Source organism: Bacillus sp. V5-8f (genome assembly GCF_002863565.1).
Taxonomy (GTDB): Bacteria; Bacillota; Bacilli; order Bacillales; family DSM-1321; genus Peribacillus.
Genome location: NZ_PGUW01000001.1, coordinates 336832 through 361240, shown reverse-complemented (window position 1 = coordinate 361240; position 24409 = coordinate 336832). Strand labels below are relative to the sequence as shown.

Annotated in this window: 22 protein-coding genes; 12 read left to right on the top strand and 10 right to left on the bottom strand. The window is 41.4% G+C overall.

Features of this window, described 5'->3' with window-relative positions; genetic code table 11:
* The first annotated feature begins 162 nt into the window (after positions 1–162).
* Together CUU64_RS22880 and CUU64_RS01590 are read left to right on the top strand one after the other, a co-directional pair.
* Positions 163–1581 (top strand): L,D-transpeptidase family protein, encoded by a 1419-nt coding sequence (locus tag CUU64_RS22880; protein ID WP_101631520.1) that lies wholly within the window; start codon positions 163–165, stop codon positions 1579–1581.
* Between the two features lie 127 nt (positions 1582–1708).
* Positions 1709–2053 carry an MGMT family protein gene (locus tag CUU64_RS01590; RefSeq protein WP_101631572.1) on the top strand — a complete coding sequence of 115 codons (345 nt, stop codon included), beginning with the start codon at positions 1709–1711 and terminating at the stop codon, positions 2051–2053.
* A 43-nt stretch (positions 2054–2096) separates the two neighbouring features.
* On the opposite strand, the gene CUU64_RS01585 is transcribed toward CUU64_RS01590, so the two are convergent.
* A complete protein-coding gene (locus CUU64_RS01585) occupies positions 2097–2396 on the bottom strand; it encodes a hypothetical protein (RefSeq protein WP_101631519.1) in 300 nt (99 codons plus the stop codon).
* 182 nt (positions 2397–2578) lie between these two features.
* Between CUU64_RS01585 and CUU64_RS01580 the strand changes: the two genes are divergently transcribed.
* Positions 2579–3313, top strand: a complete 735-nt coding sequence (locus CUU64_RS01580; protein WP_101631518.1) for a class I SAM-dependent methyltransferase — start codon at positions 2579–2581, stop codon at positions 3311–3313.
* Positions 3314–3393: 80 nt separating this feature from the next.
* On the opposite strand, the gene CUU64_RS01575 is transcribed toward CUU64_RS01580, so the two are convergent.
* From CUU64_RS01575 to CUU64_RS01565, 3 genes are all read right to left on the bottom strand, one after another.
* Entirely contained in the window at positions 3394–4329 is a 936-nt protein-coding gene (locus CUU64_RS01575) for an aldo/keto reductase (protein WP_101631517.1), read from the bottom strand.
* A 145-nt stretch (positions 4330–4474) separates the two neighbouring features.
* Entirely contained in the window at positions 4475–5593 is a 1119-nt protein-coding gene (locus CUU64_RS01570) for a cobalamin-independent methionine synthase II family protein (RefSeq protein ID WP_101631516.1), read from the bottom strand.
* A 251-nt stretch (positions 5594–5844) separates the two neighbouring features.
* On the bottom strand, positions 5845–6756 hold the full coding sequence (locus CUU64_RS01565; RefSeq protein WP_101631515.1) for a DMT family transporter: 912 nt from the start codon (positions 6754–6756) through the stop codon (positions 5845–5847).
* Between the two features lie 352 nt (positions 6757–7108).
* Between CUU64_RS01565 and CUU64_RS01560 the strand changes: the two genes are divergently transcribed.
* Positions 7109–7801 (top strand): response regulator transcription factor, encoded by a 693-nt coding sequence (locus tag CUU64_RS01560; protein WP_101631514.1) that lies wholly within the window; start codon positions 7109–7111, stop codon positions 7799–7801.
* Entirely contained in the window at positions 7779–9995 is a 2217-nt protein-coding gene (locus CUU64_RS01555) for an MFS domain-containing histidine kinase (RefSeq protein ID WP_101631513.1), read from the top strand. The genes CUU64_RS01560 and CUU64_RS01555 overlap by 23 nt, the downstream gene beginning before the upstream one ends.
* Positions 9996–10042: 47 nt before the next feature.
* On the opposite strand, the gene CUU64_RS01550 is transcribed toward CUU64_RS01555, so the two are convergent.
* Complete coding sequence (locus CUU64_RS01550; RefSeq protein WP_101631512.1) at positions 10043–10705, bottom strand: oxidoreductase; 663 nt, start codon at positions 10703–10705, stop codon at positions 10043–10045.
* Between the two features lie 126 nt (positions 10706–10831).
* Positions 10832–11062 carry a hypothetical protein gene (locus tag CUU64_RS22425; protein ID WP_257985354.1) on the bottom strand — a complete coding sequence of 77 codons (231 nt, stop codon included), beginning with the start codon at positions 11060–11062 and terminating at the stop codon, positions 10832–10834.
* 646 nt (positions 11063–11708) lie between these two features.
* Between CUU64_RS22425 and CUU64_RS01540 the strand changes: the two genes are divergently transcribed.
* The 4 genes from CUU64_RS01540 to CUU64_RS01525 all read left to right on the top strand — a co-directional run bounded on the left by CUU64_RS01540 (position 11709) and on the right by CUU64_RS01525 (position 15541).
* A complete protein-coding gene (locus tag CUU64_RS01540) occupies positions 11709–12728 on the top strand; it encodes a PTS sugar transporter subunit IIC (RefSeq protein WP_101631511.1) in 1020 nt (339 codons plus the stop codon).
* A gap of 154 nt (positions 12729–12882) precedes the next feature.
* The gene (locus CUU64_RS01535; protein ID WP_101631510.1) at positions 12883–14082 is read left to right on the top strand and encodes a class I SAM-dependent rRNA methyltransferase; all 1200 of its coding nucleotides are present in this window, start codon (positions 12883–12885) and stop codon (positions 14080–14082) included.
* Between the two features lie 262 nt (positions 14083–14344).
* A complete protein-coding gene (locus CUU64_RS01530) occupies positions 14345–15094 on the top strand; it encodes a threonine/serine exporter family protein (RefSeq protein ID WP_101631509.1) in 750 nt (249 codons plus the stop codon).
* 18 nt (positions 15095–15112) lie between these two features.
* Positions 15113–15541, top strand: a complete 429-nt coding sequence (locus CUU64_RS01525; RefSeq protein ID WP_101631508.1) for a threonine/serine exporter family protein — start codon at positions 15113–15115, stop codon at positions 15539–15541.
* Positions 15542–15818: 277 nt separating this feature from the next.
* Here the strand turns inward: CUU64_RS01525 and CUU64_RS01520 are convergent, their stop codons facing one another.
* The 3 genes from CUU64_RS01520 to CUU64_RS01510 all read right to left on the bottom strand — a co-directional run bounded on the left by CUU64_RS01520 (position 15819) and on the right by CUU64_RS01510 (position 18803).
* Complete coding sequence (locus CUU64_RS01520) at positions 15819–17360, bottom strand: solute symporter family protein (protein ID WP_101631507.1); 1542 nt, start codon at positions 17358–17360, stop codon at positions 15819–15821.
* Positions 17361–17374: 14 nt separating this feature from the next.
* Complete coding sequence (locus CUU64_RS01515) at positions 17375–17707, bottom strand: DUF485 domain-containing protein (RefSeq protein WP_101631571.1); 333 nt, start codon at positions 17705–17707, stop codon at positions 17375–17377.
* Positions 17708–17957: 250 nt separating this feature from the next.
* Positions 17958–18803: a MurR/RpiR family transcriptional regulator gene (locus tag CUU64_RS01510; protein WP_101631506.1), complete on the bottom strand. Its 846-nt coding sequence runs from the start codon at positions 18801–18803 to the stop codon at positions 17958–17960.
* A 144-nt stretch (positions 18804–18947) separates the two neighbouring features.
* Between CUU64_RS01510 and gnd the strand changes: the two genes are divergently transcribed.
* From gnd to msrB, 3 genes are all read left to right on the top strand, one after another.
* Entirely contained in the window at positions 18948–19841 is an 894-nt protein-coding gene (gene gnd, locus CUU64_RS01505; protein ID WP_101631505.1) for a phosphogluconate dehydrogenase (NAD(+)-dependent, decarboxylating), read from the top strand.
* Positions 19842–20110: 269 nt separating this feature from the next.
* Positions 20111–21292: a NupC/NupG family nucleoside CNT transporter gene (locus CUU64_RS01500; RefSeq protein ID WP_101631504.1), complete on the top strand. Its 1182-nt coding sequence runs from the start codon at positions 20111–20113 to the stop codon at positions 21290–21292.
* Positions 21293–21439: 147 nt separating this feature from the next.
* On the top strand, positions 21440–22408 hold the full coding sequence (gene msrB, locus CUU64_RS01495) for a peptide-methionine (R)-S-oxide reductase MsrB (RefSeq protein ID WP_257985353.1): 969 nt from the start codon (positions 21440–21442) through the stop codon (positions 22406–22408).
* A 79-nt stretch (positions 22409–22487) separates the two neighbouring features.
* Here msrB and CUU64_RS01490 read toward each other — a convergent pair whose 3' ends face one another.
* Positions 22488–24290: a carbon starvation CstA family protein gene (locus CUU64_RS01490; RefSeq protein ID WP_101631502.1), complete on the bottom strand. Its 1803-nt coding sequence runs from the start codon at positions 24288–24290 to the stop codon at positions 22488–22490.
* Between the last annotated feature and the right edge of the window lie 119 nt (positions 24291–24409).

The following is a 24409-nucleotide window of genomic DNA, read 5'->3' as shown; positions in this document are numbered from 1 at the left end:
TTTTTTTTGTTTAAAATATAGGCTGATTCTAATTGAATCTATTATTTTGAGAAAAGTCGAACTATTTTTATAGAAAAACTCCATGTTTTTACAATATACCCAATATTTTTATGTTATTGTAATGATATTGTAATAATAGATACAAAGTTTGGGGAGATTTCTATGAAAAAATTCACTGCAGTACTTATTATTTTGGTTAGTTTTATATTTTTTACAATTCCGGAAGCACAAGCAACAAGTACCGGACAGTTAATTATCATCAATAAAAAGACCAATCAACTAGCCTTTTTTAATAATGGCAAGCTGGTCAAAACCTTTAAAGTGGCAACAGGCAGAGAAAGATCGTACACTCCGGAAGGAAAGTTTCCAATCGTTAAAAAAATAAAAAATCGACCTTACTATAACGGCGGAATTCCCGGTGGCCATCCAAATAACCCTTTAGGTGATAGATGGCTGGGCCTGAATGCAAGGGGAACGTACGGGACAACTTACGCCATACATGGTAATAATAAGCCTAGTTCAATAGGAACCTATGCAAGTTCAGGCTGCGTCAGAATGTATGATAATGATGTTCGCTGGCTGTATGATCAGGTCAAATTACATACCATGGTAATCATTACTTATACAACAAAAAGCTTCGAGGAGATAGCTGCTTCAGATGGCTATGTGCTAGAAACCAAGATTAGTAAAGTAACTGTCAGCAAGAACAGCCCACAACCGAAAAATACTGCGGTTACTTTAACAACAAGCGTATCACAAGGTGCTTCGCCGCTTTACAAATTCTCCATTTATGACGGTGCAAAATGGACAACGGTCAGGGATTATTCAGCCAATAAAACTGCGAGCTGGAAACCGGCGAAACCAGGATCTTATAAAATCAAGTTTTCAGTAAAGAGCAAGAATTCAAAGAAACAAGCGGATGATGAAAGAGTTGTCACCTATAATATTTATGAACCGGCAACATTAAAGTCAGTAACTGGCGATAAGACAGGACCGCAGCCAAAGGGAACTACGGTGCGGATCACTGCGGCTTCCAACCATAATGCAAACAACCATTTCCAATACTCTGTTTATGATGGAACTACAAAAAAATGGTCAACCATTAAAAAATATTCACCGACAACATGGATCAACTGGAAGCCTGTTAAACCAGGCCAATACACAATTAAGGTAGAGGCAAAACACAAATGGGCGAAAACAGCATCTTCTGTAAAAACCATTTCGTATGCGATTTATGAACCTGCAGTACTAAATTCTGTTAAGACGAATAAACAGGGTCCACAGCCTGTGAATACCGACATAATACTGACTGCTGTATCTAATCAAAATAGTGATAATTTATTTCAATTTTCCATAACGACCGATCGGAAAACATGGACAGTAATAAACGGATATAATAAGTCCAGTTCTCAAATCACTTGGACACCGACAACCGTTGGAAAATATACCATCAGGGTCGAAGCCAGACACAAGCTTTCAAAGCAAACAAATTCTATCAAAGAAATAAACTTTGAAATATTGCCTGCTGTCGAACAACCGACAGCTCCCGCAGTTGACCAACCAGTTGCACAGCCACAATAAATCAATAGAATGTGTATCAATATGGGATAGCTTAGGCTGTCCCTTTTTGTGTATAAATGTTTTAATCTTTTATTTCTTGTCGGATAATAAAGTATGGATCTTCATGGAGGAGTGAGTGAGAGGCAGCATGGCAATACCATTTACAATGAGAGCAATAGAAATTATACAGTCGGTCCCGGAAGGAAAAGTTATGACATATGGCCAGGTTGCGAGGCTTGCTGGCAGTCCCCGCGGTGCAAGGCAGATCGTTCGGATCCTTCATTCCATGAGCGATAAATATAGTCTGCCGTGGCATAGAATTGTTAATTCAAAAGGGCAGGTGGCCATAAAGGATAATGAATCAAATGCCTTGCAAAAATTTTTGTTGGAGAAAGAGGGAATCGAAATTAAAGCAGGTCACATAGATTTAGTTTTATATCAATTTAATCCAGGAGGATTTTATATGGATGAAGATCCTGATAATTTGATTTAATAGGAAATAGGCTGCCGTGAGTGCCCGGCAGCCAGCTATTTTTTTACCAGAAAAACGGAATGAACGCTAACGCTGCAATCGCCCCGATAGAAAATCCGAGTGCTGCTGCTCCTAAGCCCCAGCCCCAGCCGTCATATCCACCATATCCACCATATCCACCGTAGCCACCCCAGCCGGAACCAAACCCGCCAAAGTTTCGTCGCCCGCCAATAGGCCGGAGATATACTCTGTTCCGTGTGACTCGGTCAATGATTCCCCTATGAACACTGCCATCTTTCATAGTTAACTGTACACATCTGCCAATACCCCGATTGCACTGATGATAAATATCATTTCTAGACAAAATTCTACACCTCCAATTTTTATATTCATAAATAGGTTATGTTCAATGTATCAATTTGGACTAGATATACACACAAGGCGAACGTGGAAAAATAGATAGAATACAAGCCCCACCAATATCAATTAGCGGCGGCCTTTCATAAAATAGACCAAATTTGAAACTAATCTGGAGGAGTAGATACTGTGAAATATTCATACCAAGATGCTTTGGCTTTTTATCAAATAGAGGGTGCGCACCCAGGGGGATTTGCTCTTACAAAACTGATTCTCGAAAGGGAGGATATCGGTTGTCAGACACAAATCCTGGATGCAGGATGCGGGACTGGCCAAACATCGGCATACTTGGTAAAAACCTTTGGTTGCAACGTCTTTGCCATCGATGCCCATTCTGAAATGATCAAGGCGGCAACAGGAAGGTTTACGAAAGAAAAGCTTCTGGTAACCCTTTCGGAGGGCAGTTTGGAAGAACTTCCTTTTCCTGAAAATAGTTTTGACTATATTATTGCGGAGTCTTCGACGGCTTTTACCGATATTGAGACAACATTGGCCGAATATTTTCACGTGCTGAAATCTGGCGGTATATTGATCAACGTGGATATGACTGCGGAACAAAGCTTGAAAAGCCAAGAAAAATCAGAAATTATGGGTTTTTATGAAATGAAGGATATATTGACTGAGGATGAGTGGTTAGATGCTTTTGATCATGCTGGATTTGAAGAAGTTGACATCCTTAAGGCCAACTCGATTATGGAAGAACTGGAAGAATATATAGTTGAGGAGAATGAACCGCCCCCGGAAATGCTTTTGATAAACAATATTGACCCACAGATAGAAGCTATAATCGAAACCCACCATCATCTGCTCATGACGTATGGAGAAAAACTAGGATACCGGGTATTCAGAGTGAAAAAACCTTGATGTATCTGGGGTCAGTCCCCCAGTACTGTACCGCAGTACAGCGACGGGGGACTGACCCCAACTTTTATCTTTGATGGATGTTAAGCCTGAAAAATATCACTGATTTTTTTAATCTCTTCATCCGTTAATTGGACATCTAGCGTTTTAAGATTATTTGCTACCTGTTCTGGGCGTTTTGCACCTGGAATTAACGCATCGATTGAGTCGCGAGTCAAGTACCACGCGAGAACCACATGTGCTACTTCTGCATTTTTCGCGTTGGCTATTTCACGCACCTGTTCCACCTTTTCCAGGTTACGGATAAACGCCTCTCCCTGAAAAAGCGGGTTCTTGGCACGCCCATCATCAAATGTCGTTTCCTTCGTGTACTTTCCGCCTAATAATCCGGCGGCAAGAGGAAAATAAGGAACAAAAGAAATCTTATGTTCAGTCGTATATGGCAATATTTCCTTCTCCACTTCGCGGTTAAAAAGATTATATTCTGATTGCAAAACATCTACATAGCCGTCTTTGTTTGCTTCTTTTAGCTGTTCGATAGAGAAATTCGATACACCAATCGCTCTAATTTTTCCGGCATCTTTTAATTCTTGTAAAGCTCCTACAGCTTCATCCTTTGGTGTCTCTTCATCAGGGAAATGAATGTAGAACAAATCGAGGTAATCGGTTTGGAGCCTCTTTAAGCTGCTCTCAACTGCTTCCCTTAAAAATGAAGGTGAATTATCAAAGACAATCGCACCATTGACAAATTTATGCGCACCCTTCGTAGCAATCACGGCTTCTGAACGATTGCCTCTTTCTTTGATAACCTCCCCAATTAGCTCCTCTGAGCGTTCTGGGCCATAGAAATAAGCAGTGTCAAAGAAATTTATACCACTTTCAATCGCTGTGCGGACAATATCTTTCCCTGTTTCATCACTCAGGTTCGGGTAAATATTATGCCCGCCAACAGCATTTGTACCAAGCCCAATAGGATTCACAAATAAATCAGTTTTTCCGAGACGCTTCTTTTCAACCATTTTCCATTCATCTCCTTTTTCCATCTTAGTTCTATCATATCAAAACCAGACGAAAGAATGAAAATCATGAGGCTTTGTTAATTTAAAGCGCCGGGGGTCAGACCCCCGGCGCGGTGATGTGGTAAAGTAGAGGGGGATTACCCCATTATTTCCATACGTCGTTTGCAATATTGACTACATGTGCAAGTTTCGCCCATTGCTGTTCTTCGGTTAGTAGGTTCCCTTCTTCCGTTGAGGCAAAGCCGCACTGAGGGCTAAGGCATAGTTGGCTTAGATCCACAAAACGGGATGCTTCATCGATGCGGCGTTTGATATCATCAGGATTCTCCAGTTCACCGAATTTGGATGTGATCAATCCGAGTACAATTTGCAGGTCAGGCCTTTTTACGAATCGAAGAGGTTCGAATCCTCCTGCACGTTCACTGTCATATTCGAGGAAAAATCCATCGATGTTAAGGTTATCAAAAAGCACTTCCGCAACTGGCTCGTACCCTCCGGATGAAATCCAGGTTGAACGGAAATTTCCACGGCAGATATGCATGGTAATTTTCATGTCATCTGGACGGCCTGCCACCGCTTCGTTAATAGTTTTAGCATATAAACTGCTCAATTCTTCCGGATTCCATCCCTTTGCTCTAATTTGCTCCTTTTGTTCTTCAGAGCAAAGGTAGGCCCAGGAAGTATCATCCATTTGCAGATAGCGGCATCCAGCGTCATAGAAGGCTTGAATGGCCTTTTTATATGTCTGTCCCAAGTCATGGAAAAACTCCTCTTGATTGCTGTAAGCACTCTTCTCAATGTCGCCTCTGAAATGCAGCATGCTTGGGCTTGGAATCGTCATTTTAGCGGTGTGGTCCCCTGCGATGCTATGAAGGAATTTATAATCCGCAAGCATAGGGTGGTCAGTGAAATCCAGCTTGCCTGTTACCTTAATGCCGCGGGATTTCGTTTGCTTCTGATGGAATTGAATCCCTTGGTCTGCTTCAAAACGTTCCACGCCATCAAGGTCTTCCAGAAAATCGAAATGCCACCAGCCACGGCGGAATTCTCCATCCGTTACGACCTCGAGACCTGTTTCTTTTTGTTTACCTACAATTCGAGTGATTTCTTCATCTTCAATATTTCTAAGCTGTTCTGCTGTAATCTCTCCGGAAGCTTTTTGCAAGCGTGCTTGTTTAATTCGGTCCGTCCTTAATAGACTGCCAACCTGGTCGGCTCGAAAGGGAGCTGTTTTGCGTTGCAATGAATCGATGGTTTTCTCCATAATGAATTCTCCTCTTGTTTTCTTAAATATTTAGAATGTAACAAAAATAATGGTAGAAGTAAAATGTTTTTCAGTATATAGGCGATTTCATTTCCGAAACCGTTTGGCGAGCCTTGGTGTAACTTGGGTTGGCAGAATGAAGGTCCCAAAGGGATTGCCACCTGGATGTAGCGGACCTAGTCTGTTCTACTTCTTTATTTAAATTAAGAAGGTTTTATTTTTTTACTTGTTAAAAAGTACCAGAATACCCTTTAGTGATTTGCAGCCTTTACTTCTGAATGAACGGTCGTTTCTGCTTTTTTAATCTGGCTCGTTAGATATACGCCAATGAAGACAAAAATGCCTCCAAGAATCTGGACGAAAGTGATGTTTTTTCCTAATAGCAGACTTAAGATTGCTGTAAACACCGCAATTAAATTTAAGAATATTCCCGCACGACTCGGCCCAATCTGGCGAACGGCCACATTCCAGAATACAAAGGATCCAACTGAAGGGAAAATCCCGATATAGAGCATCCCCAAGATGGCTTTCTTGCTTTCTGGAAATTGAAAACCTGAAGAGCTGATAAAGGGCAACAGGAATAATAGCCCAATCAATACAGAAGCCGCCGTTGCAGAAATCGGAGGAACCTCTTTAATGGTTCTCCCTATAATGGAATAAAACGTCCATACCAATATTGCTACCAGCATTAGGAGGTCACCCCTATTAAAATGGAGATGAAAGATTTGTTCAAGGTGCCCGTTAGTTAAAACAAGAAGGACACCGAACAGGGAAACCATCAGGCCAATTCCATTGATTAGGGAAATCCTCTCTTTCAGAAGCAAAGAAGAAAAAAGGACAATGATAGCTGGATTGATTGAATTCACAAGCGAAGCATTCATAGCCGTTGTAAAACGAAGGGCTTCATAAAGCAAGAAGTTATATCCGACTATTCCCAATAGAGCCATGACAATAAGAATCTTCCACTGTTTCCATACCATCCTCCAATTTGGGCGCTCGATAACATGCGCGATAGGGAACAAAAGACAGAAGGCGATCAGCCAACGTAAAAACGTCATTTGAAGCGGGGACAATTCCGTCACCACATATTGGCCAAATACATAGTTGCCTGCCCAAAACAGATTCGCAAGAATAAGGAATGTGAGGACATAATGTTTTTTCATTTAACCTGCGCCTCTTTCTAATTATCTGAAAATAATTTCAATATGTTATATTCAACCAATATATCAAACTGGTAAAAGGTTAGCAATTCATGAAGGAATGAAAAATGTTGTAAGGACAGATTCTTTTTAACTTGATGACGCATTTCATGTAACATTCTTTACCAATGTTTGCGTAGTAAACCACGTCAAGCTGCCGCTCATATCATAGGGCGGTTTTTTTGTTCAAAAATTTGAACGGTTTTCTTAAGAAACTATTAAGAAATTCACTAAGGGAATGTTAAGATTTGCAGGCTAGAATAAAGATAATTCCAAATTAAGGAACATGATATAATTTCGAAAGGAGAGTGAGAATATGAGTCAATTTAATGTGCTGGTTGTGGATGATGAAAAAGAGATCCGGGACGCCATTGAGATATACCTAAAGAATGAAGGCATAACCGTAATGAAAGCGCATGATGGTATCGAAGCTTTGGAAAAACTAGAAGAAAATACGGTGCATCTAATTATCCTGGATGTCATGATGCCCCGCTTGGATGGAATTTCGACCACATTTAAAATTCGAGAACAAAAAAATATTCCGATTATTATTTTAAGCGCTAAAAGTGAAGATACAGACAAGATTCTTGGCCTGCAGGTCGGCGCTGATGATTATGTTACAAAGCCATTCAACCCCTTAGAATTGATTGCCCGGGTAAAATCACAGCTCAGACGTTATGTGACGCTTGGTACATACGAGGGGAAAGATACTAAGATTGACCTAAACGGCCTGACCCTTGATAAAGAAGCCAAAGAAGTGGCGATCCATGGAGAGGCAGTTAAGTTAACCCCGATTGAATACAAAATAGTGGAGCTGCTCATGTCTCATGCTGGAAGAGTCTTCTCAATCAGTGAGATTTATGAACGGGTGTGGAGGGAGCCTTGTTATAACGCCGAGAATACGGTGGCTGTCCATATTCGGAAGATCCGGGAGAAAATCGAAATTGATCCAAAAAATCCAAGGCATTTAAAGGTGGTATGGGGAATTGGATACAAAATGGAAAAATAGAATAATCAGTGCTGTCTGGGTGTTTTTACTCACAGTTGGAATCAGTGGTTTATGGATGGTCTTTTCGAAAGGGAGCCAATTTATTGGGAAGGACTTTTTCCAATCGGATCAATTTGATGCGGAATTAAACCAATTCATTGATCTTCTAAGCCTTTTTGAGCTTCATGATATGACAAAGGAAGAATTAAGACAAGGAATAACTATATCCCAGGAAGAAATCGAGGAGCACCGTAGCCGTTACGGCAGTCTACCTGAACAAGTTGCGAGCATTAACGGACAATATGATCCAATGATCCAGGACGCAGTGACGGCAGGCAATAAAAATGTGGCCAATCTGTATATAGCCGAAAGAGATAAAAAAATTCAAGACATCACCAACAATTTCAAAGATGATGAACATGTGCGCAAAAAAGTGCTAGAAGAAAAGCAAAAGAAAATTGATGAATTTTTCCGGGACAGGAATCAATACAATGCAGAGTTTGAGGGATATAAATCGTCATTTAAATATTATCTGCAAAATACAAAAACAGGGAAGGAATATACAAACCTTAATGCTGTGGACGAGGAATCAATAAATAAGGTCATGAATAATAAGGAAATGTTGTTTATCCAGCATTACTCCCAATCTGAAGGTTACCTGTCAATAGAAGGGCGTTCCACTTTTATGGGGCTTGCTGTGGATGAGTTGCAACAGCTGATCGCTGGGAATGGACAAACGTTTGAAGGAGCTATCGCTGTGCCGAAATCTTTGTCCCGTGACAACCAGATGATGATTCGATTTCAGGATTATGAAACAAGAAAAATATTTTTCTATGTATTCTCAAGCGTTGGAATTGTTGCTTTGCTGATAAGTGTATTTATGTATAGAAAAACGAAGCCGCTTCGTCTGGTTTCCTCCTTAAATTGGCGAGATCATTATAAGCGGATTCCCATAGATATCAGAATTATCGTGTTCTTAATGAGTTTATTATTCACGACACTACCAGTAGGGTTTTTTACCAATATTTATTATTATGACTTCTATAATTCTTTCATTGATTTGGGTTACTCCTTATTAATGGCAAGTGCCTTAATGGCTATCACGATCCTGCAGGCATGCTTATTGATTCCGGACTTCCAAAGAAATGGCATATCGAAAGAACAATGGAGGGGAAGCCTTGTTTATAAAGGGTACCGCATCTTTACCCAATTATTTTTAAATAAAAGTGTTGCCGTGCAAATGCTCCTGCTGTTAATTGTGATCTTTGCTTCCGGCTTTGGTGTCGGGTTTCTCGTTTACAATTCAAATTTAATCTTAGTGTATATGATTCTATTCATTTTGGTCACCATCCCTAGCCTTCTGCTTCTTGTTAAACGCCTGGCTTATTTCAATATGATCTTCCATAATTCCGATGAGCTGGCAATGGGGAATTTCGAGCCAGACCTGCCTGTAAAAGGACGTTCTGTATTTGCCAGGCTGGCAGGGAATATCAACATGATTAAACATGGTGTGAAATCTTCGCAAAAAGCCCAAGCCAAAAGCGAGCGGCTGAAGACCGAACTGATTACAAATGTCAGCCATGACCTTAGAACTCCGTTAACGTCCATCATATCATACACAGAACTCTTAAAAACACCTGATTTGACATCAGAAGATCGGGATGCCTATATCCAGATTATCGACCGCAAATCGAAGCGGCTGAAGGTTCTAATTGAAGATTTGTTCGAGGCTTCCAAGATGGCGAGCGGTAATATAGAACTCTCCAAGGAGAGGGTGGATATCGTCCAGCTTTTGCAGCAAGCACTGGCCGAACATGATGAACGGATCCAAGAATCAACACTTTTATTCAGGGTTTCCACTCCAGAAAAGCCTGTGCATGCATTTGTGGATGGACAAAAACTATGGAGGGTCTTTGATAACCTGATAGGCAATATCTTGAAGTATTCATTAGAACATACAAGGGTATATATTCAGCTGGAGCAAGAGAACAGCCACGTAAAAATCACGTTTAAAAACGTCACGAAATACGAGCTGGGAGGAAATATTGACGAACTGATGGAACGCTTTAAACGCGGGGATACTTCTCGGCATACGGAAGGTTCGGGGCTCGGCCTTGCGATTGCCAAATCCATTGTCGACCTTCATGACGGTAGCATGGAGGTTGAGGTAGATGGTGATTTGTTTAAAGTTATTGTGGAATTAGAGATTTTATAGAAGAACTATTAGATGGCCCCGTATATAGAAAGGGCCATCTTTGAATTTTAGTGTGCCATATCCAGAATCTCATCTGACATATAGACCGTCTTTCCTTGCTTTCCTCTCTGTGCAGCACGATACATCGTCAATGCCACTGAACTGGCTTTAATGGGTCGATATTTTTTTAATGGCCCAACAAGCAAAAATGAAAGGGGAGGAACAAGAAGGCTTGCCAGGGCTTCTCCAAGGCGAAATTCTTTTCTGCTTCCCAATAAAAGGGACGGCCTAAAAATATGCAAGGCTGGAAAGCCGATATGGCTTAATTCTTCCTCCAATCTGCCTTTCATCTTTGAATAAGCAATGGATGATTGTGCGTCAGCACCCATTGAACTTATTACCAGGAACTGCTTCGCTCCATGTTCAAGGGACAGCTTAGCAGCCGCCAATGGATAGCCAACGTCAACCTTCGTCATTTCGTCTCTACTGCCAGCTTTCTTAATCGTAGTGCCTAAACAACAAAATACATCATCGGCGATAAGATAATCACGATAATAATCAAGATGATCAAATTCGACAATTTTTTCCTCCAGTTTAGGATGCTGGATGCCAAGCGGCTTTCGCACGAGGGCAGTTACTTTCTGATATGCCCCTTCATTCAGCAAAATTTGAAGGAGCGCCGAACCTACCAGGCCGCTTGCTCCGATGACTAAGGCTAATTTTTGTTCCACTTATACCGCTCCTTTGTTTTGTACGGTTCTATTACATACACTAATTTAGCTTACTTTTGCTGGATTCGTTCTTTTCCAGCCTCCGTCACAGCGAAGTCGTGCACCATCTTTTTGATTTTTTCAGGTTTACGCCAAGCTTAAAGCAGACCAGTCTTCATCCATGCCGACCTGTCTCACCGGCTCAATAACCATCCTCAGTCCAGCCACTGTATCGCGGCTGCAGTCTGAACCTTTAAAAGCCTCCGGAAGATTTCTTTGGATAGCAAGGCCAGAGCAATCATTATCTCCTAACACTGTTAGGCCTACACGAGCGAAATATTGCAGCTCCGCATTCGAGGTGCCAAAAAACCTGAGCAAAATCGTACGCTTCGTTTATTTGCTCTGCATATACTTCTCCACTGAAAGAAGCAATTACTTCGTCGTAGGCTTTAGGCGCATTCAGGATAAGTACGGGCTGGTCGCAATCTTTAAACTAGCTTCTTGACATTAGTCCTTCCATATTTGGTTTATTAATGTTTGACTAAACTATATAACATCTATCTTGATACCTCAAAAGCACTGGCAAAGTAAAAGTGGACCGTCTATTATATAATGTTGGCTTTTGAATGAATCCATTTTTGAAATGACCCAGTAGTATTGAAAAATAATATTATTACACCGCTGAACATTGCCAATCAGATGATAGTTATTTAGTATGTAAGCGTTTTTATTTTTTCAGAATAGAAAAAGTTGTTTACATATTCAGAAAACTTGTGATAGGATATCAAAAAAGAAGAATGGAGCAACAGGAAATGGCAAAAACACTGGGGGTACAAACAGATATTATTATCATAAACACGTAACGGACTGGAACATGCCATCATTTTTGATAGGGAATGTTTGAGTCCAATTCGTAATGCTTCTACGAAAAAGGCGCTCAAACAAGTACAGCGCCCATCCATTAGGAAGGGTTTTTTATTTGTAGAAACCACAACTTATGACATACAGAGAGGTGTAAATGAACATGAGGAAAGAATATGTAGTCGATCGAATGCATAAAGCATCAACTGGAATTGCAAATGCCGTTTTGGTTACACTGGGACTCGGGATTTTGTTTGAAACCATTGGGAAATTTATCGGATGGGAAGCTTTTATTGGAATTGGATCTGCAGCAAAGGTTTTGCTGGCTCCAGCAATTGGGGCAGGTATTGCCTATCAGCTGGGCGGCAATACCTTGGTCATCTTTAGTGCAATGGCTTCCGCGGCAGTTGGAGGAGCAGCAATTCATCCGACAGCCGAGGGATTGTTTACGATTGTACCTGGCCAGCCAATAAGTGCAGTGCTCGCCGCCGCTGTTGCAACATATGTAGGAAAACGGATAACTGGAAAGACAATTCTAGATATGATGGCGATTCCCTTCGGTGCCATTTTGGCAGGGGGAGTTGCAGGAATTGGTTTAGCGGCTGTAACGACACCTTTACTTCAATGGTTGAGCGGGCAAATCACTTCTTCCGTACAAGGTTCTCCTGTAATTGCTTCCATGGTTATTGCATTGGTATGGAGCATCCTTTTGATGAGTCCCGCATCATCTGCAGCGATTGCCATTGCTTTACAAATGGACCCTGTTTCAAGTGGAGCTGCGCTAATCGGCTGTACAGTCCAATTTGTCGGATTTACTGCTATGTCGCTTCGCCAGAATGATCTGGGCGGTTTCCTGGCCCAGGTTGCCATTACACCAAAAGTACAGTTTCCGAACCTGGTTAAAAATCCAAGGCTGGTTATCCCTCCTTTTGTGGCGGCGATCGTCTGTGCCCCGATTGCGACAGTCGGGTTTGACTTCCAGTCGTCATATGAACTGGCAGGGCTTGGCCTTAATTCCTTCATTGCCCCGCTTAGCATCTTAGCGAATCAAGGCATAATCGGATTCTTGATTTATATCGCGGTTGGGGTCATTCTTCCGATTGCCATAACATTAGGGCTTTACCAGGTTATTAAGATGGTCGGTTGGGCTAAAACAGGCGACCTGCACATGGAAGTCCAATGATAATAGAATAGAGAGAAGAGCACACCCTAGCGGCTGTGCTCTTTTTTTATACCTTGGCTGTTAACTTTTATGTAGCTGCTGAACATGGTTATAATGGGAAATAGCACGAAAAACTAACCAGAGGCAGATAGTATCTGGAAGATAGGATGAAATCATGGATAACGAAGCAATAGTAAAAATAAAACAAAAACATGCCGGTAAAATAAGTAAGGGTTTTCCGCTCATCAGCAGGGAAATCTTGCTGAATGAAAACCAATTCCTGAAGGAAGGTACCATCATCAAGCTTTTAGACGAGAAGAACCGTTTTATTGCAAAAGGCTATTATGGAAGGCAAAACAAAGGCTTCGGCTGGGTGTTGACGCGTAAAGAGAACGAAGGAATCGACCAGGAATTTTTTAATCGGAAAATGAAGAGCGCATATACTCATAGGCAGAACTTTTTCCATGATCAGGATACCACTGCTTTCCGTTTCTTTAATGGGGAAGGGGACGGGATCGGCGGCCTGATTATTGACTATTATGACGGATATTATGTGATTAGCTGGTACAGTAAAGGCTTATATGAATTCAAGAAATATATAATAGCTGCATTGCTGAACACTGTAGAGGTGAAAGCCGTTTACCAAAAAAAACGGTTTGATACGAAGGGACAATACATAGAGGAAGATGATTTTGTGATGGGACAAGAGCCCTCCTTTCCTCTGATTGTCAAAGAGAATGGCGTAAATTTCGCTGTGTATTTGAATGATGGGGCAATGGTTGGAGTGTTTCTAGACCAGCGGGAGGTTCGGAAGGCGATACGCGATAGATATGCAAAAGGAAAGAGCGTTTTAAATATGTTTTCATACACCGGGGCATTTTCAGTCTTTGCTGCTTTAGGAGGGGCTAGGAAAACGACAAGTGTCGATCTTGCCAATCGAAGCCGGCCCAAAACGGAGGAGCAATTCCGTATTAATAGATTAGAACCCGAAGCTCAGAATATTATTGTTGAGGATGTGTTTAAATACTTCAAATATGCAGTGAAGAAACAATTAACCTACGATTTGGTGATACTCGACCCTCCGAGCTTTGCGAAGTCAAAGAAATTTACGTTCAGTGCGGCAAAGGATTATAAAAATCTATTGATAGACAGTATTGCAATTACGGAGGACAATGGCGTCATAGTAGCTTCAACCAATAGTAGTGCTTTTGATATGAAAAAATTCAAAGGTTTCATCGATGCTGCCTTCAAAGAAAGTGGTGCAAAATACAAGATTTTAGAAGAATATTCACTCCCTAAGGACTTCAAATTCAGTAAGGATTTCCCTGAAGCCAACTATTTAAAAGTAGTCTTTATAAGGAAGTTAATGAGATAAAATCTGTTGAAAGAATTGGAAGCACTTATTGTTTCATGTGGAACAGAATGTTTTATTGATTATAAAGGGGACCGGTTCAGTTTTGAAATCAATTATGTAGTTTGTCGGAATGACTATCTTAAAAAGGACATGGATTACAACATGTACTTCATACTGCAGTGGACACATAAGAGAAATAATAATAATCTAATCATAAAAGGAATTCGCAATCTAGTTAATTTCTTTTTTAATGGCTCATTATTTCGCCTATGGAGAGATAGAGATGGAGAATGCAACGAAAACCTATGAAGTGATAGAGGTTTGTATGCTAGCGGGTAAAATTATGATGGAAAGCGGAGCGGAAACATACCGGGTAGAAGATACGATGTCCCGTATCGCTTCTTCCTTTGGGATTCATAACTCCCATAGCTTTGTTACCCCCACTGGAATCATCTTTTCGATTGATGGGGATGACCCTAGTAAATTATATCGGATCTCAAAACGGTCGACAGATCTGAAAAAAGTAACGGATGTAAATAGTATCTCGCGAAAAATAAGCAGTGGTGAATTAACAGTGAAACAAGCTCTTCTTGAATTAAGGAAGATCGAGAAAGAATCACTCGCTTATCCGGTTTGGCTGCAGATTTTTGCAGCGTTCATCGCAAGTGGCTGTTTCTTAATCATGTTCGAGGGACACTGGCATGACTTTATTCCGGCCTGTGTCGCGGGTGGAATCGGTTTTGCTTGTCTCCTTTACTTGCATGAGCTGCTAGAAATAAAGTTTTTTGCAGAATTTATTTCTTCATTGCTTATAGGTATATTTGCTATGGTATTTGTTAATACGGGGTTAGGACATGAAATAGATAAAATTATAATCGGTTCAGTCATGCCTCTTGTACCAGGTCTTTTAATTACGAACGCAGTCCGTGATTTAATAGCAGGACATCTTGTGTCAGGAATATCAAAAGGAGCGGAAGCTTTTCTTACTGCTTTTGCTATCGGAACCGGAATTGCCGTAGTTTTTTCATTTTAATTATGAGCGAGGTAAAAAATGATCGCACAGCTTTTTACTAGTTTTATCGCATCAGCAGCATTTGGAATTCTCTTTAATGTTCCCAAACAATCGTTAATCCGGTGTGGTTTTGTAGGAATGGCAGGCTGGCTATTATATTTCTGGCTCGTTTGGCAGTCGGTTGACAGCATCATTGCGACTCTTGCTGCAGCTTTCCTGGTAGCTATCATCAGCCAGGTATTTGCGAAAATGTATAAAACGCCGATTATAATTTTTAGTGTATCAGGCATTATTCCATTGGTTCCCGGTGGTTTAGCATATGATGCGACGAGGCATTTTGTAAGCAATGATTACAGCATGGCTGTCCAACTCGCCGCAAAAGCGTTAATGCTATCCGGCGCTATAGCCATGGGACTGATTTTTTCAGAAGTTATGAACCAGCTTTCTAGGAAATACAATAACAAGTAATACGGACGGGCGGTGGAAAATCCGCCTGTTTTTTACGTCTATCTATTCAATTTAAACTGTTTTATATGATAATGGCACATATCATGAGCTATACGTGCAGGGAATTAATGGATATACAGCAAATGGATCAGTATATGTATGAAGGAGGTTTTGATATCCTTCGGCATGGAAATATCAAGGTTCACAACGGGATTATTGCCCCGCCTCGTTGAAGCGGAAGTGGAGCGAAAAAAGACCGCAGCTTCTATAATTGGAAACTGCGGTCTTTCGTGCTTTCTTAACTTACAGGCTCCTTGATTCCAGTGTTGGCCTTTACAAGAATTTCGTCGAATTTCTTCGCATCTGCTTTTTTGCTAGAAACGAGAGTACCTACGATAGCTGCTAGGAAACCGAGTGGAATTGAGATGATCCCTGGGTTTGTCAGTGAAATAAGAGGGTCGCCAACTAAGATGGCTACACCCTTTTCAGGATTCCAAACGTTAGGGCTTATTGCCACAAGGAATAAGGCGCTGAATAATCCAACCAACATGCCGGAGATAGCCCCTGTTGTGTTAAATCGCTTCCAAAATATTGTCAGCATGATGATTGGCAGGTTCGCACTGGCTGCTACTGCAAAAGCAAGAGCCACCAGGAAGGCAACGTTCATGGTTTGGGCGAATAAAGCCAGAATTATCGAAATAACTGAAACGCCAATCGAAGCCCATCTTGCAGCGACGACCTGCTCTTTTTCTGTCGCTTGGCCACGGCGTAAGATATGGCTGTAAAAATCATGCGCAAATGCAGATGCTGCCGATAGTACAAGACCTGCCACCACAGCGAGAATCGTGGCAAAGGCGACTGCAGAGACAAAAGCAAACAGGAAATCTCCGCCAAGTGCCTGGGCAAGTAATGGTGCCGCCATATTTCCTGCGGCGTTTGCTTCAACGATCTTATCATACCCGACAAATGCTGCTGCCCCGAAGCCTAAAAAGATCGTCATAATATAGAAAAAGGCAAGAATCCACGTAGCATAAACTACAGATTTACGGGCTGTAATCGCATCCTTTACAGTGAAGAAACGGATTAGGATATGTGGAAGTCCCGCGGTTCCCAGCACTAGTGCAAGGTTAAGGGAAATTGTATCAATTGGGTTCTTGAATTTATTTCCTGGGTTCAGGTAATCCCCACCTAGTGGTGTCGCGTTTTTCATCTCATTGAACATTTGGGTAACGCTGAAATCGAACTTGGCAAAAACCATAATCGAAATCAGTAAGGTTCCTCCCATTAGCAGGACAGCTTTGACGATCTGAACCCAACTTGTGGCCATCATGCCCCCGAAAACTACATATAATGTCATCAAGACGCCTACAATTAAAACAGAATAAACATAATCAATGCCTAATAATAATTTAATGAGTGCTCCTGCCCCTACAAGTTGGGCAATCATATAGAAGGTGGAAATCGTAATCGTATTTAATGCTGCCACCCCGCGCACTTTTTTCTCGTCAAAACGGGCGGCAATCATATCAGCCAATGTATACTTACCTAAATTTCGTAATGGCTCTGCTACAATAAACAACACGACAAGGTAGGCCACTAGAAAGCCAATACTGTAGAAGAAACCATCAAATCCTGAAAGCGCTACCATTCCTGCGATACCTAAAAATGAAGCAGCGGACATGTAATCTCCTGCAATGGCCAGCCCATTTTGCCAGCCGGTTAGGCTTCCATCGGCCGTATAGAAATCGCTTGCAGTTTTCGTGCGTTTTGAAGCGAAATAAGTAATGATGAGTGTAATTGCCACGATGGCGACAAATAAAGAAAATGCTAACATATTCATGTGGTCGTCCCCCTTTACCTTGGTGCTTCTTTCGTTATTTGATCTACGATTTCATCAAATTTTCGTGCTTTTCGGGTATAGATCATACATAAAGATACGGTCATCACAAATTGGGCGAATGCGAAGATCCAAGCCCAGCTTATATCCCCGATAGCAGGTTGGTTAAGGACGGTGGAGTAGGCAGTTAAGACGGGAAGAGCGAAATAAAATACCATAAAGAAGACGGACATAGGAATGATGAAGTTCCTTTTTTGCTGCATCAATTCCTTAAAGGATGATGAATGGACAATCTTTTCGTAATCCAATGAAGAAGCTTCCGATTTGTTTTTTACTGCTGTTTCATTCATTGCCAATATAATTCCCCCTTTTGATTTTGGTTTTGGGTCATTGCAGTATAAATGTAAGCAATTGTCCCATATAAGCTACATTATATAATTGTCAGAAAAAAAAGTAAATTCAGAACTTATGTCATCGTTCGACAAATTGAAGAAATATCTAAATTTGGCGTTTACGGGTATGACATGCAACTATACGAGTATAGTTTTTCGGCAAGAAAAAGCGGACTCACATTAAAGTCCGCATTCTTTTTGAAAATGGTTAGATTCTTGTTTCTGAGATGGCATCCCTGATTTTTTCAAGGGAATGGTTGCCGTCTTCTTTATTTTTCACCATAACATTTACATAGAGCGCATCAATAAGGCTTAATTGGCTTATCCTTGATGCAAGGGCTTCAGACCGGTATTCTGTCTCTTCGGAGCTTGTAATTAAGGAAACATCCACTTTTTGGCTCAGCGGGGATTTTGGAAAGCTTGTAATGCCAATGGTTTTCGCGCCAGTTTCGATCACCTGGTCAAGAATCTGGATTGTATCTTTATTGGTGCCTGAATGTGAAATGACAACAGCAACATCACGGGATGTCAGCTGCGAAGCGGCCATCAATTGGAAATGGGAGTCTATAAATGCAAAGGTATGGATTCCTGTCCGCAAGAATTTATGATAGGCATCCATTGCAATCACCGAGGATCCGCCAGTACCATAGAATTCGACCCTGTTCGCATTGATAAGCATGGACACTGCTTTTTTTAACGATTCGGGATTGAGAATTTGCAGGGTATTCTCCAACGATCTGCTGTTTGATTTAAAGATTTTTTCCGCAACTGTTTTCTCGCTATCCTGTTCAGTAATTTGTTCATGGATTTGCTGAATTGGTGTCATAATTTCAGAGGCAAGTGTAATTTTCATCGCCTGATAGCCCTTAAACCCAATGCGTTTACAAAAACGGAAAACGGTTGCATCCGCAACCTGTAAGTCTTCTGCAACCTCATTAATAGTACTGTGGATAATAGCTTCTGGGTTTTTAAGAATATAATCTGCAATCTTCTTTTCTTTTTCACTAAACCGTGCATAATAAGAACGTATTTTTCCCAAGCAGTTTTGTGTCATAAAAAAGATTCCTTTCGTTTATCCTGGAAAAATTATAACATAAAGCGGTTGTGAAAAAAATTTTCTTCCAACTGTTTCTTTGGAGAAAAAAATTTCATATAATATAGCCGGTAATGACAAAAATTCGAAAATAGGTGAGTAAATATGAAAGTCGGAATAGTAGGTCTTGGAAAGATGGGTTATAACCTGTCGCTAAATGTAATGAATAAACATCAAGTCGCTGCTTATGATGTCGATGCTTCAAATGTAGAGAAATTGTCCGCAGCTGGAGGAACAGGGGTACATTCGCTTAAAGAGCTAGTAGAAACCCTTGGAAGACCCCGTGTTGTTTGGTTAATGGTTCCTGCCGGGTCTATTACGGAAAATGTGCTTAGTGAATTGAAAGGAATGTTGTCAGCAGGGGATATCGTTATTGATGGTGGTAACTCGAATTATAAGGACTCTATCAGACGGGGAGAAGAATTAAAGGAACTCGGGATCCATTTTCTTGATGTAGGCACTAGCGGGGGGACAGAAGGTGCCAGAAACGGTGTGTGCGTAATGATTGGTGGAGATAAAGACATATTTGATTCTGTGGAAGATCTGTTCCGTGATATTTCCGTCGAAAACGGCTATCTATATGCAGGTGAAATCGGAAGTGGACATTTTCTGAAAATGGTACATAACGGAGTTGAATATGGAATGATGCAATCGATTGCAGAAGGCTTTGAGGTTCTTGAAAAAAGCAACTTCAACTTTGATTATGAAAAGGTTGCACGTGTCTGGAACAATGGGTCCGTCATTCGTTCATGGCTTATGGAACTTACAGAAAATGCGTTCTCAAAAGATGCGCGCCTTGACGGGATAAAAGGTATCATGCAGTCGTCCGGTGAAGGAAAATGGACAGTTGAAACCGCACTTGACCTCCAGGCAGCCACTCCGGTAATTGCAATGTCGTTAATGATGCGCTATCGTTCTCTTGACGAAGATACATTCTCGGGGAAAGTGGTAGCCGCACTAAGAAATGAATTTGGAGGGCACGGCGTCGTAAAAAAATAAAAGGCATGTAAAATAACAATATGGCAGAATTCATGAAGAACAGATTTACTACGAGTTATGTTAAGCCGGACAAGCTTCCGGCTTGTTTTTTGCAGATGCACAAGCTCTAGTTCCTGTTTTAACGAAAATTCGCAACAAAAATATGAAACACCCTCCTTTATTTACAATAAGGAGGGAAGATAAGGTATTTATTTACATATGCTAAGCCTTTGTAAGTAACTACGTAAACACCAACCACCAAAGAAAAATTACACCAAGTGGAGGCAACGATGAAATATATAATTGCTATAATCGGTCTTCTAGTTGTTTTTGTTTTAGCCATGCTAGCAAGCAGTCACCGGAAACACGTCAAAATCAGACCAGTTATCGTAATGGTCATCATTCAATTGATCCTAGCTTTTCTTTTGTTGAACACTAAGTTTGGCCTTGTCATCATTCAAGCAGTCGCAACAGGGTTCGGTAAACTGCTTGAGTACGCGTCCGAAGGTATCAACTTTGTTTTCGGCGGGCTGGCCAATGAAGGGCAAGCTCCTTTCTTTATGAATGTGCTCCTTCCAATTGTGTTCATCTCCGTATTGATTGGAATCCTACAGCATTTTAAAATCCTTCCTTTTATTATGAGGGGAATTGGAGTCCTTCTCCATAAAGTAAACGGAATGGGTAAATTAGAATCTTATAATGCCGTAGCTTCAGCCATCGTTGGACAATCGGAAGTGTTTATCACCGTTAAGAAACAGCTAGGCCATCTTCCAGAGCACCGTCTTTATACTTTATGTGCATCCGCGATGTCCACGGTTTCTATGTCTATCGTTGGTGCTTATATGACCATGATTGAACCGAGGTATGTAGTGACAGCCATTGTCCTTAACCTGTTTGGGGGCTTTATCATCGCATCGATTATTAACCCCTATACTGTGGATGAAAAAGAAGATATTCTCCTTGTGCAGGATGAAGCGAAACAAACATTTTTTGAGATGATTGGTGAATATATTATGGACGGGTTTAAGGTAGCCGTCATAGTGGCAGCGATGCTGATCGGTTTCGTCGCTTTGATTGCAATGATCAATAATTTATTCGACCTTGTATTCGGAAGGAGTTTCCAGGAAATCATCGGATATCTTTTCGCTCCTGTTGCCATGCTTATGGGAGTACCTGCAGGAGAATCCGTTGTTGCTGGGGGAATAATGGCGACAAAGCTGGTCACAAATGAATTTGTGGCTATGATGGATTTAGGCAAGGTTTCCTCTGAGATGAGTACAAGGACGCTTGGCATCATATCTGTATTTCTAGTATCCTTCGCAAACTTCTCCTCCATTGGAATCATTGCTGGAGCTGTCAAAGGACTAAATGAAAAGCAAGGAAACACGGTTGCCCGTTTCGGGTTGAAACTACTATATGGAGCCACCTTGGTCAGTGTCCTTTCCGGGATCATTGTCTCCTTTGTGCTTTAACACATGGGGATTCAGACCCCATCGCGTTTAAGCGATGAAGGGTCTGAATCCCGTTTTTACGTAAATTGATATTTGAGGAATGAACGAATAATATTTGTATATAGACCTTATTAACTTGCATAATCAAGAAAAGTGGTGATGATCCAATTGGAAGAAAATAAAAGGGAAAAATACGAGAGGGCAACCTTTGCCGGTGGATGCTTTTGGTGTATGGTGTCGCCATTTGATGAACGGGAAGGGATCATAAAAGTCGTGTCTGGATATACGGGCGGCCATAAAGAATACCCGTCTTACAAGGAAGTTTGTTCAGAAACCACTGGTCACTATGAAGCGGTACAGATTACATTCGATTCTGCTGTTATCTCGTTTGAAGGGCTGCTAAGCCTGTATTGGCAACAAATTGATCCAACCGATGAAAGCGGCCAGTTTTCAGATCGGGGTCCGTCATACCGGACTGCGATCTTTTATCATAACGACGATCAAAAGTCAGTGGCGCTTGCATCCAAAGAAGATCTAGAGAAGAGTGGACGCTTTGCAAAACCAATTGTGACACCAATTCTTCCGGCCAAAAAGTTTTACCCTGCTGAAGAATATCACCAGGATTTCTATAAGAAAAATGCCTTTCGTTACGAGCTATACTGGAAGGGTTCTGGTCGTGATTCATTTCTGAAGGATCATTGGCCGAAGGATAATACCCATCTAAGGGAGAGACTAACGGACATGCAATTTTACGTTACCCAGGAAAATGGGACAGAGCCGCCATTCGAAAATGAATATTATAATAATGAACAGGAAGGCATTTATGTAGATATTGTCTCAGGGGAACCGCTTTTCAGTTCACGTGACAAGTATGACAGCAGCTGCGGGTGGCCAAGCTTCACTAAACCAATTATGTCAGCAAGCGTCAAAGAAAAGGTTGATTTAAGTCACCGCATGACCCGTACCGAGGTGAGAAGCAGGGAAGCTGATTCACATCTTGGCCATGTATTTCCGGATGGACCCGGACCTAAAGGATTACGTTATTGCATTAATTCTGCTGCTCTACGTTTTATTCCAAAGGAGGAAATGGAGCAACAGGGATATGAGGATTTGTTATTATTATTCGCCATAAAATGAAAAAATGAGCGGAAACGTGCACATTCTTTTAGATAAATAAAAAGGGATCGAACATTCTATGTTCAATCCCTAAAAGGTGTTAAGCAGTTCTCTTATTTAACTTCGTTGCCGGCCTATTCCAGTTTTCCATCCAGTTTTTCACGGCTGTAATGATAATCACTAAACCTAATACAAGCATGGTTATGGATAGGATTGCATTCAGGACACTATATCCAGCTGCTGCTGAGTTGAGATAAACATTTTTCACCATCCAGTAACCAGCATAGTTTACTGTTACATAGAGGTAGGAAAGTGGAATGAGACAAGTCAGCATATAACGTCGTTTGTCGGCTACCTTCAGAATAACGGTAGCTCCGACAATTAAACCGATTGAAGCCATTAACTGGTTGGATACGCCGAACAGCGCCCACACAGATCCGATATCCCCTGAGAATAACAGGTATCCCCAAAGGAAGCAGGCTAAAGCACTTGCAAAAATATTTCCCGGGACCCAATCCACTCGTTTAAGCGGTTTATAGAAAGTACCGCCAAAGTCTTGAATCAAATAGCGTGCGACACGGGTACCTGAATCGATGGCAGTCAAAATGAATAATGCCTCAAACATGATAACAAATTGGAAGAAGAAAGAGGCTAGATTGCTGAACCAAGGAATTTCTGTGAAAATATATGTCATTCCGACAGCAAGAGTAACAGCGCCGCCTGTGCGTCCTTCTAAATCCAAACCAATTTCTTGGCTTAGTTGGGCAAGGTGTACTGTTTCCATACCCAGTGTTTTAAAAACTTCAGGAGTGGAGTTAATGGCAAAATAATCGGCAGGTTGAAGAGCTGTAGCTGCTACAAGTGCCATAATTGCAACCACACATTCCACCAGCATCGCACCAAAACCAACTACCTTAATGTCTTGCCAGCGGTCCAGCATTTTTGGCGTTGTACCAGAGCCTACAAAGGCATGGAATCCGGAAATCGCACCACAAGCGATAGTAATTGAGATAAACGGCCAAACTGGTCCAGCAAGGATCGGGCCGCCACCATGGATGAATTCTGTTAAAGCAGGGAACTGAATATCTGGATTTACAACGAAAACCCCTGCAATCAATGCAACGAACACGCCAATTTTCATGAAGCTGCTTAAATAATCGCGCGGTGCAAGCAATAACCATACCGGCAACGCTGCGGCAAAGAAAGCATAGATTGGTAGAATAATAGATAATTCCTTGACGTCAAAACTTAGCAATTCACCTAGGAAGGTACCTTGGATATAAGGACCAACGAATACAGCAGCCATGATAAGAGCAAATCCGACAATGGTAGCCCCTTTTAGGTTTCCAGTCTTTCTATGGTATAAACCTACTCCCATTGCAATCGGAATGGTACTGCCTACAGCAAAAGTTCCCCATGGGTTGTGTTCTAAAGCATGCAGAACAACCATGGATAAACCGGCCATCGTAATGGTGATGATGAATAACATTGCTAAACCCGCACAGAATCCTGCTACCGGGCCTAATTCCTTTTTAGCGATTTCAGCTACAGATTCACCGTTCTGGCGCATGGATGCGAATAATACTACTGCATCATGAACTGCACCGCCGATGACTGCACCGATCAACAACCACAGCAATCCTGGCAGATAACCGAATTGTGCTGCAAGAATTGGTCCTACAAGCGGACCGGCTGCGGCAATCGCTGCAAAATGGTGCCCGAAAGCCACCCATTTATTAGTTGGAACATAATCTTTGCCGTCCTCCATAGAGTGGGCCGGCGTTTTTTTGGCCTCATCTAAAGCTTTTAGTTTCATAACTTTAGCGGCCATAAACGTACCATATAAACGGTAAGCTATCATTAATATACAGATAGCACCGATTACCATTGTAATTGCATTCATTTATAAGACCTCCCATACCCTTTGTTCATAGATGAATATACCCTATGAAAAGAGGTATGGGAGCGTTTTCAAGTTAATTGACAGAATATTCGACATGAAATGCTAAAATCCAAGGCTGA

Excerpts from the sequence above, each read along its gene's own strand:
- CUU64_RS01535 (WP_101631510.1), top strand. The coding sequence starts at position 12,883 with ATGGATAACGAAGCAATAGTAAAAATAAAACAAAAACATGCCGGTAAA.
- CUU64_RS01530 (WP_101631509.1), top strand. The coding sequence starts at position 14,345 with ATGGAGAATGCAACGAAAACCTATGAAGTGATAGAGGTTTGTATGCTA.
- CUU64_RS01500 (WP_101631504.1), top strand. The coding sequence starts at position 20,111 with ATGAAATATATAATTGCTATAATCGGTCTTCTAGTTGTTTTTGTTTTA.
- CUU64_RS22880 (WP_101631520.1), top strand. The coding sequence starts at position 163 with ATGAAAAAATTCACTGCAGTACTTATTATTTTGGTTAGTTTTATATTT.
- gnd (WP_101631505.1), top strand. The coding sequence starts at position 18,948 with ATGAAAGTCGGAATAGTAGGTCTTGGAAAGATGGGTTATAACCTGTCG.
- CUU64_RS01490 (WP_101631502.1), bottom strand. The coding sequence starts at position 24,290 with ATGAATGCAATTACAATGGTAATCGGTGCTATCTGTATATTAATGATA.
- CUU64_RS01525 (WP_101631508.1), top strand. The coding sequence starts at position 15,113 with ATGATCGCACAGCTTTTTACTAGTTTTATCGCATCAGCAGCATTTGGA.
- CUU64_RS01515 (WP_101631571.1), bottom strand. The coding sequence starts at position 17,707 with ATGAATGAAACAGCAGTAAAAAACAAATCGGAAGCTTCTTCATTGGAT.
- CUU64_RS01560 (WP_101631514.1), top strand. The coding sequence starts at position 7,109 with ATGAGTCAATTTAATGTGCTGGTTGTGGATGATGAAAAAGAGATCCGG.
- CUU64_RS01510 (WP_101631506.1), bottom strand. The coding sequence starts at position 18,803 with ATGACACAAAACTGCTTGGGAAAAATACGTTCTTATTATGCACGGTTT.
- CUU64_RS01570 (WP_101631516.1), bottom strand. The coding sequence starts at position 5,593 with ATGGAGAAAACCATCGATTCATTGCAACGCAAAACAGCTCCCTTTCGA.
- CUU64_RS01520 (WP_101631507.1), bottom strand. The coding sequence starts at position 17,360 with ATGAATATGTTAGCATTTTCTTTATTTGTCGCCATCGTGGCAATTACA.
- CUU64_RS01575 (WP_101631517.1), bottom strand. The coding sequence starts at position 4,329 with ATGGTTGAAAAGAAGCGTCTCGGAAAAACTGATTTATTTGTGAATCCT.
- CUU64_RS01590 (WP_101631572.1), top strand. The coding sequence starts at position 1,709 with ATGGCAATACCATTTACAATGAGAGCAATAGAAATTATACAGTCGGTC.
- CUU64_RS01565 (WP_101631515.1), bottom strand. The coding sequence starts at position 6,756 with ATGAAAAAACATTATGTCCTCACATTCCTTATTCTTGCGAATCTGTTT.
- CUU64_RS01540 (WP_101631511.1), top strand. The coding sequence starts at position 11,709 with ATGAGGAAAGAATATGTAGTCGATCGAATGCATAAAGCATCAACTGGA.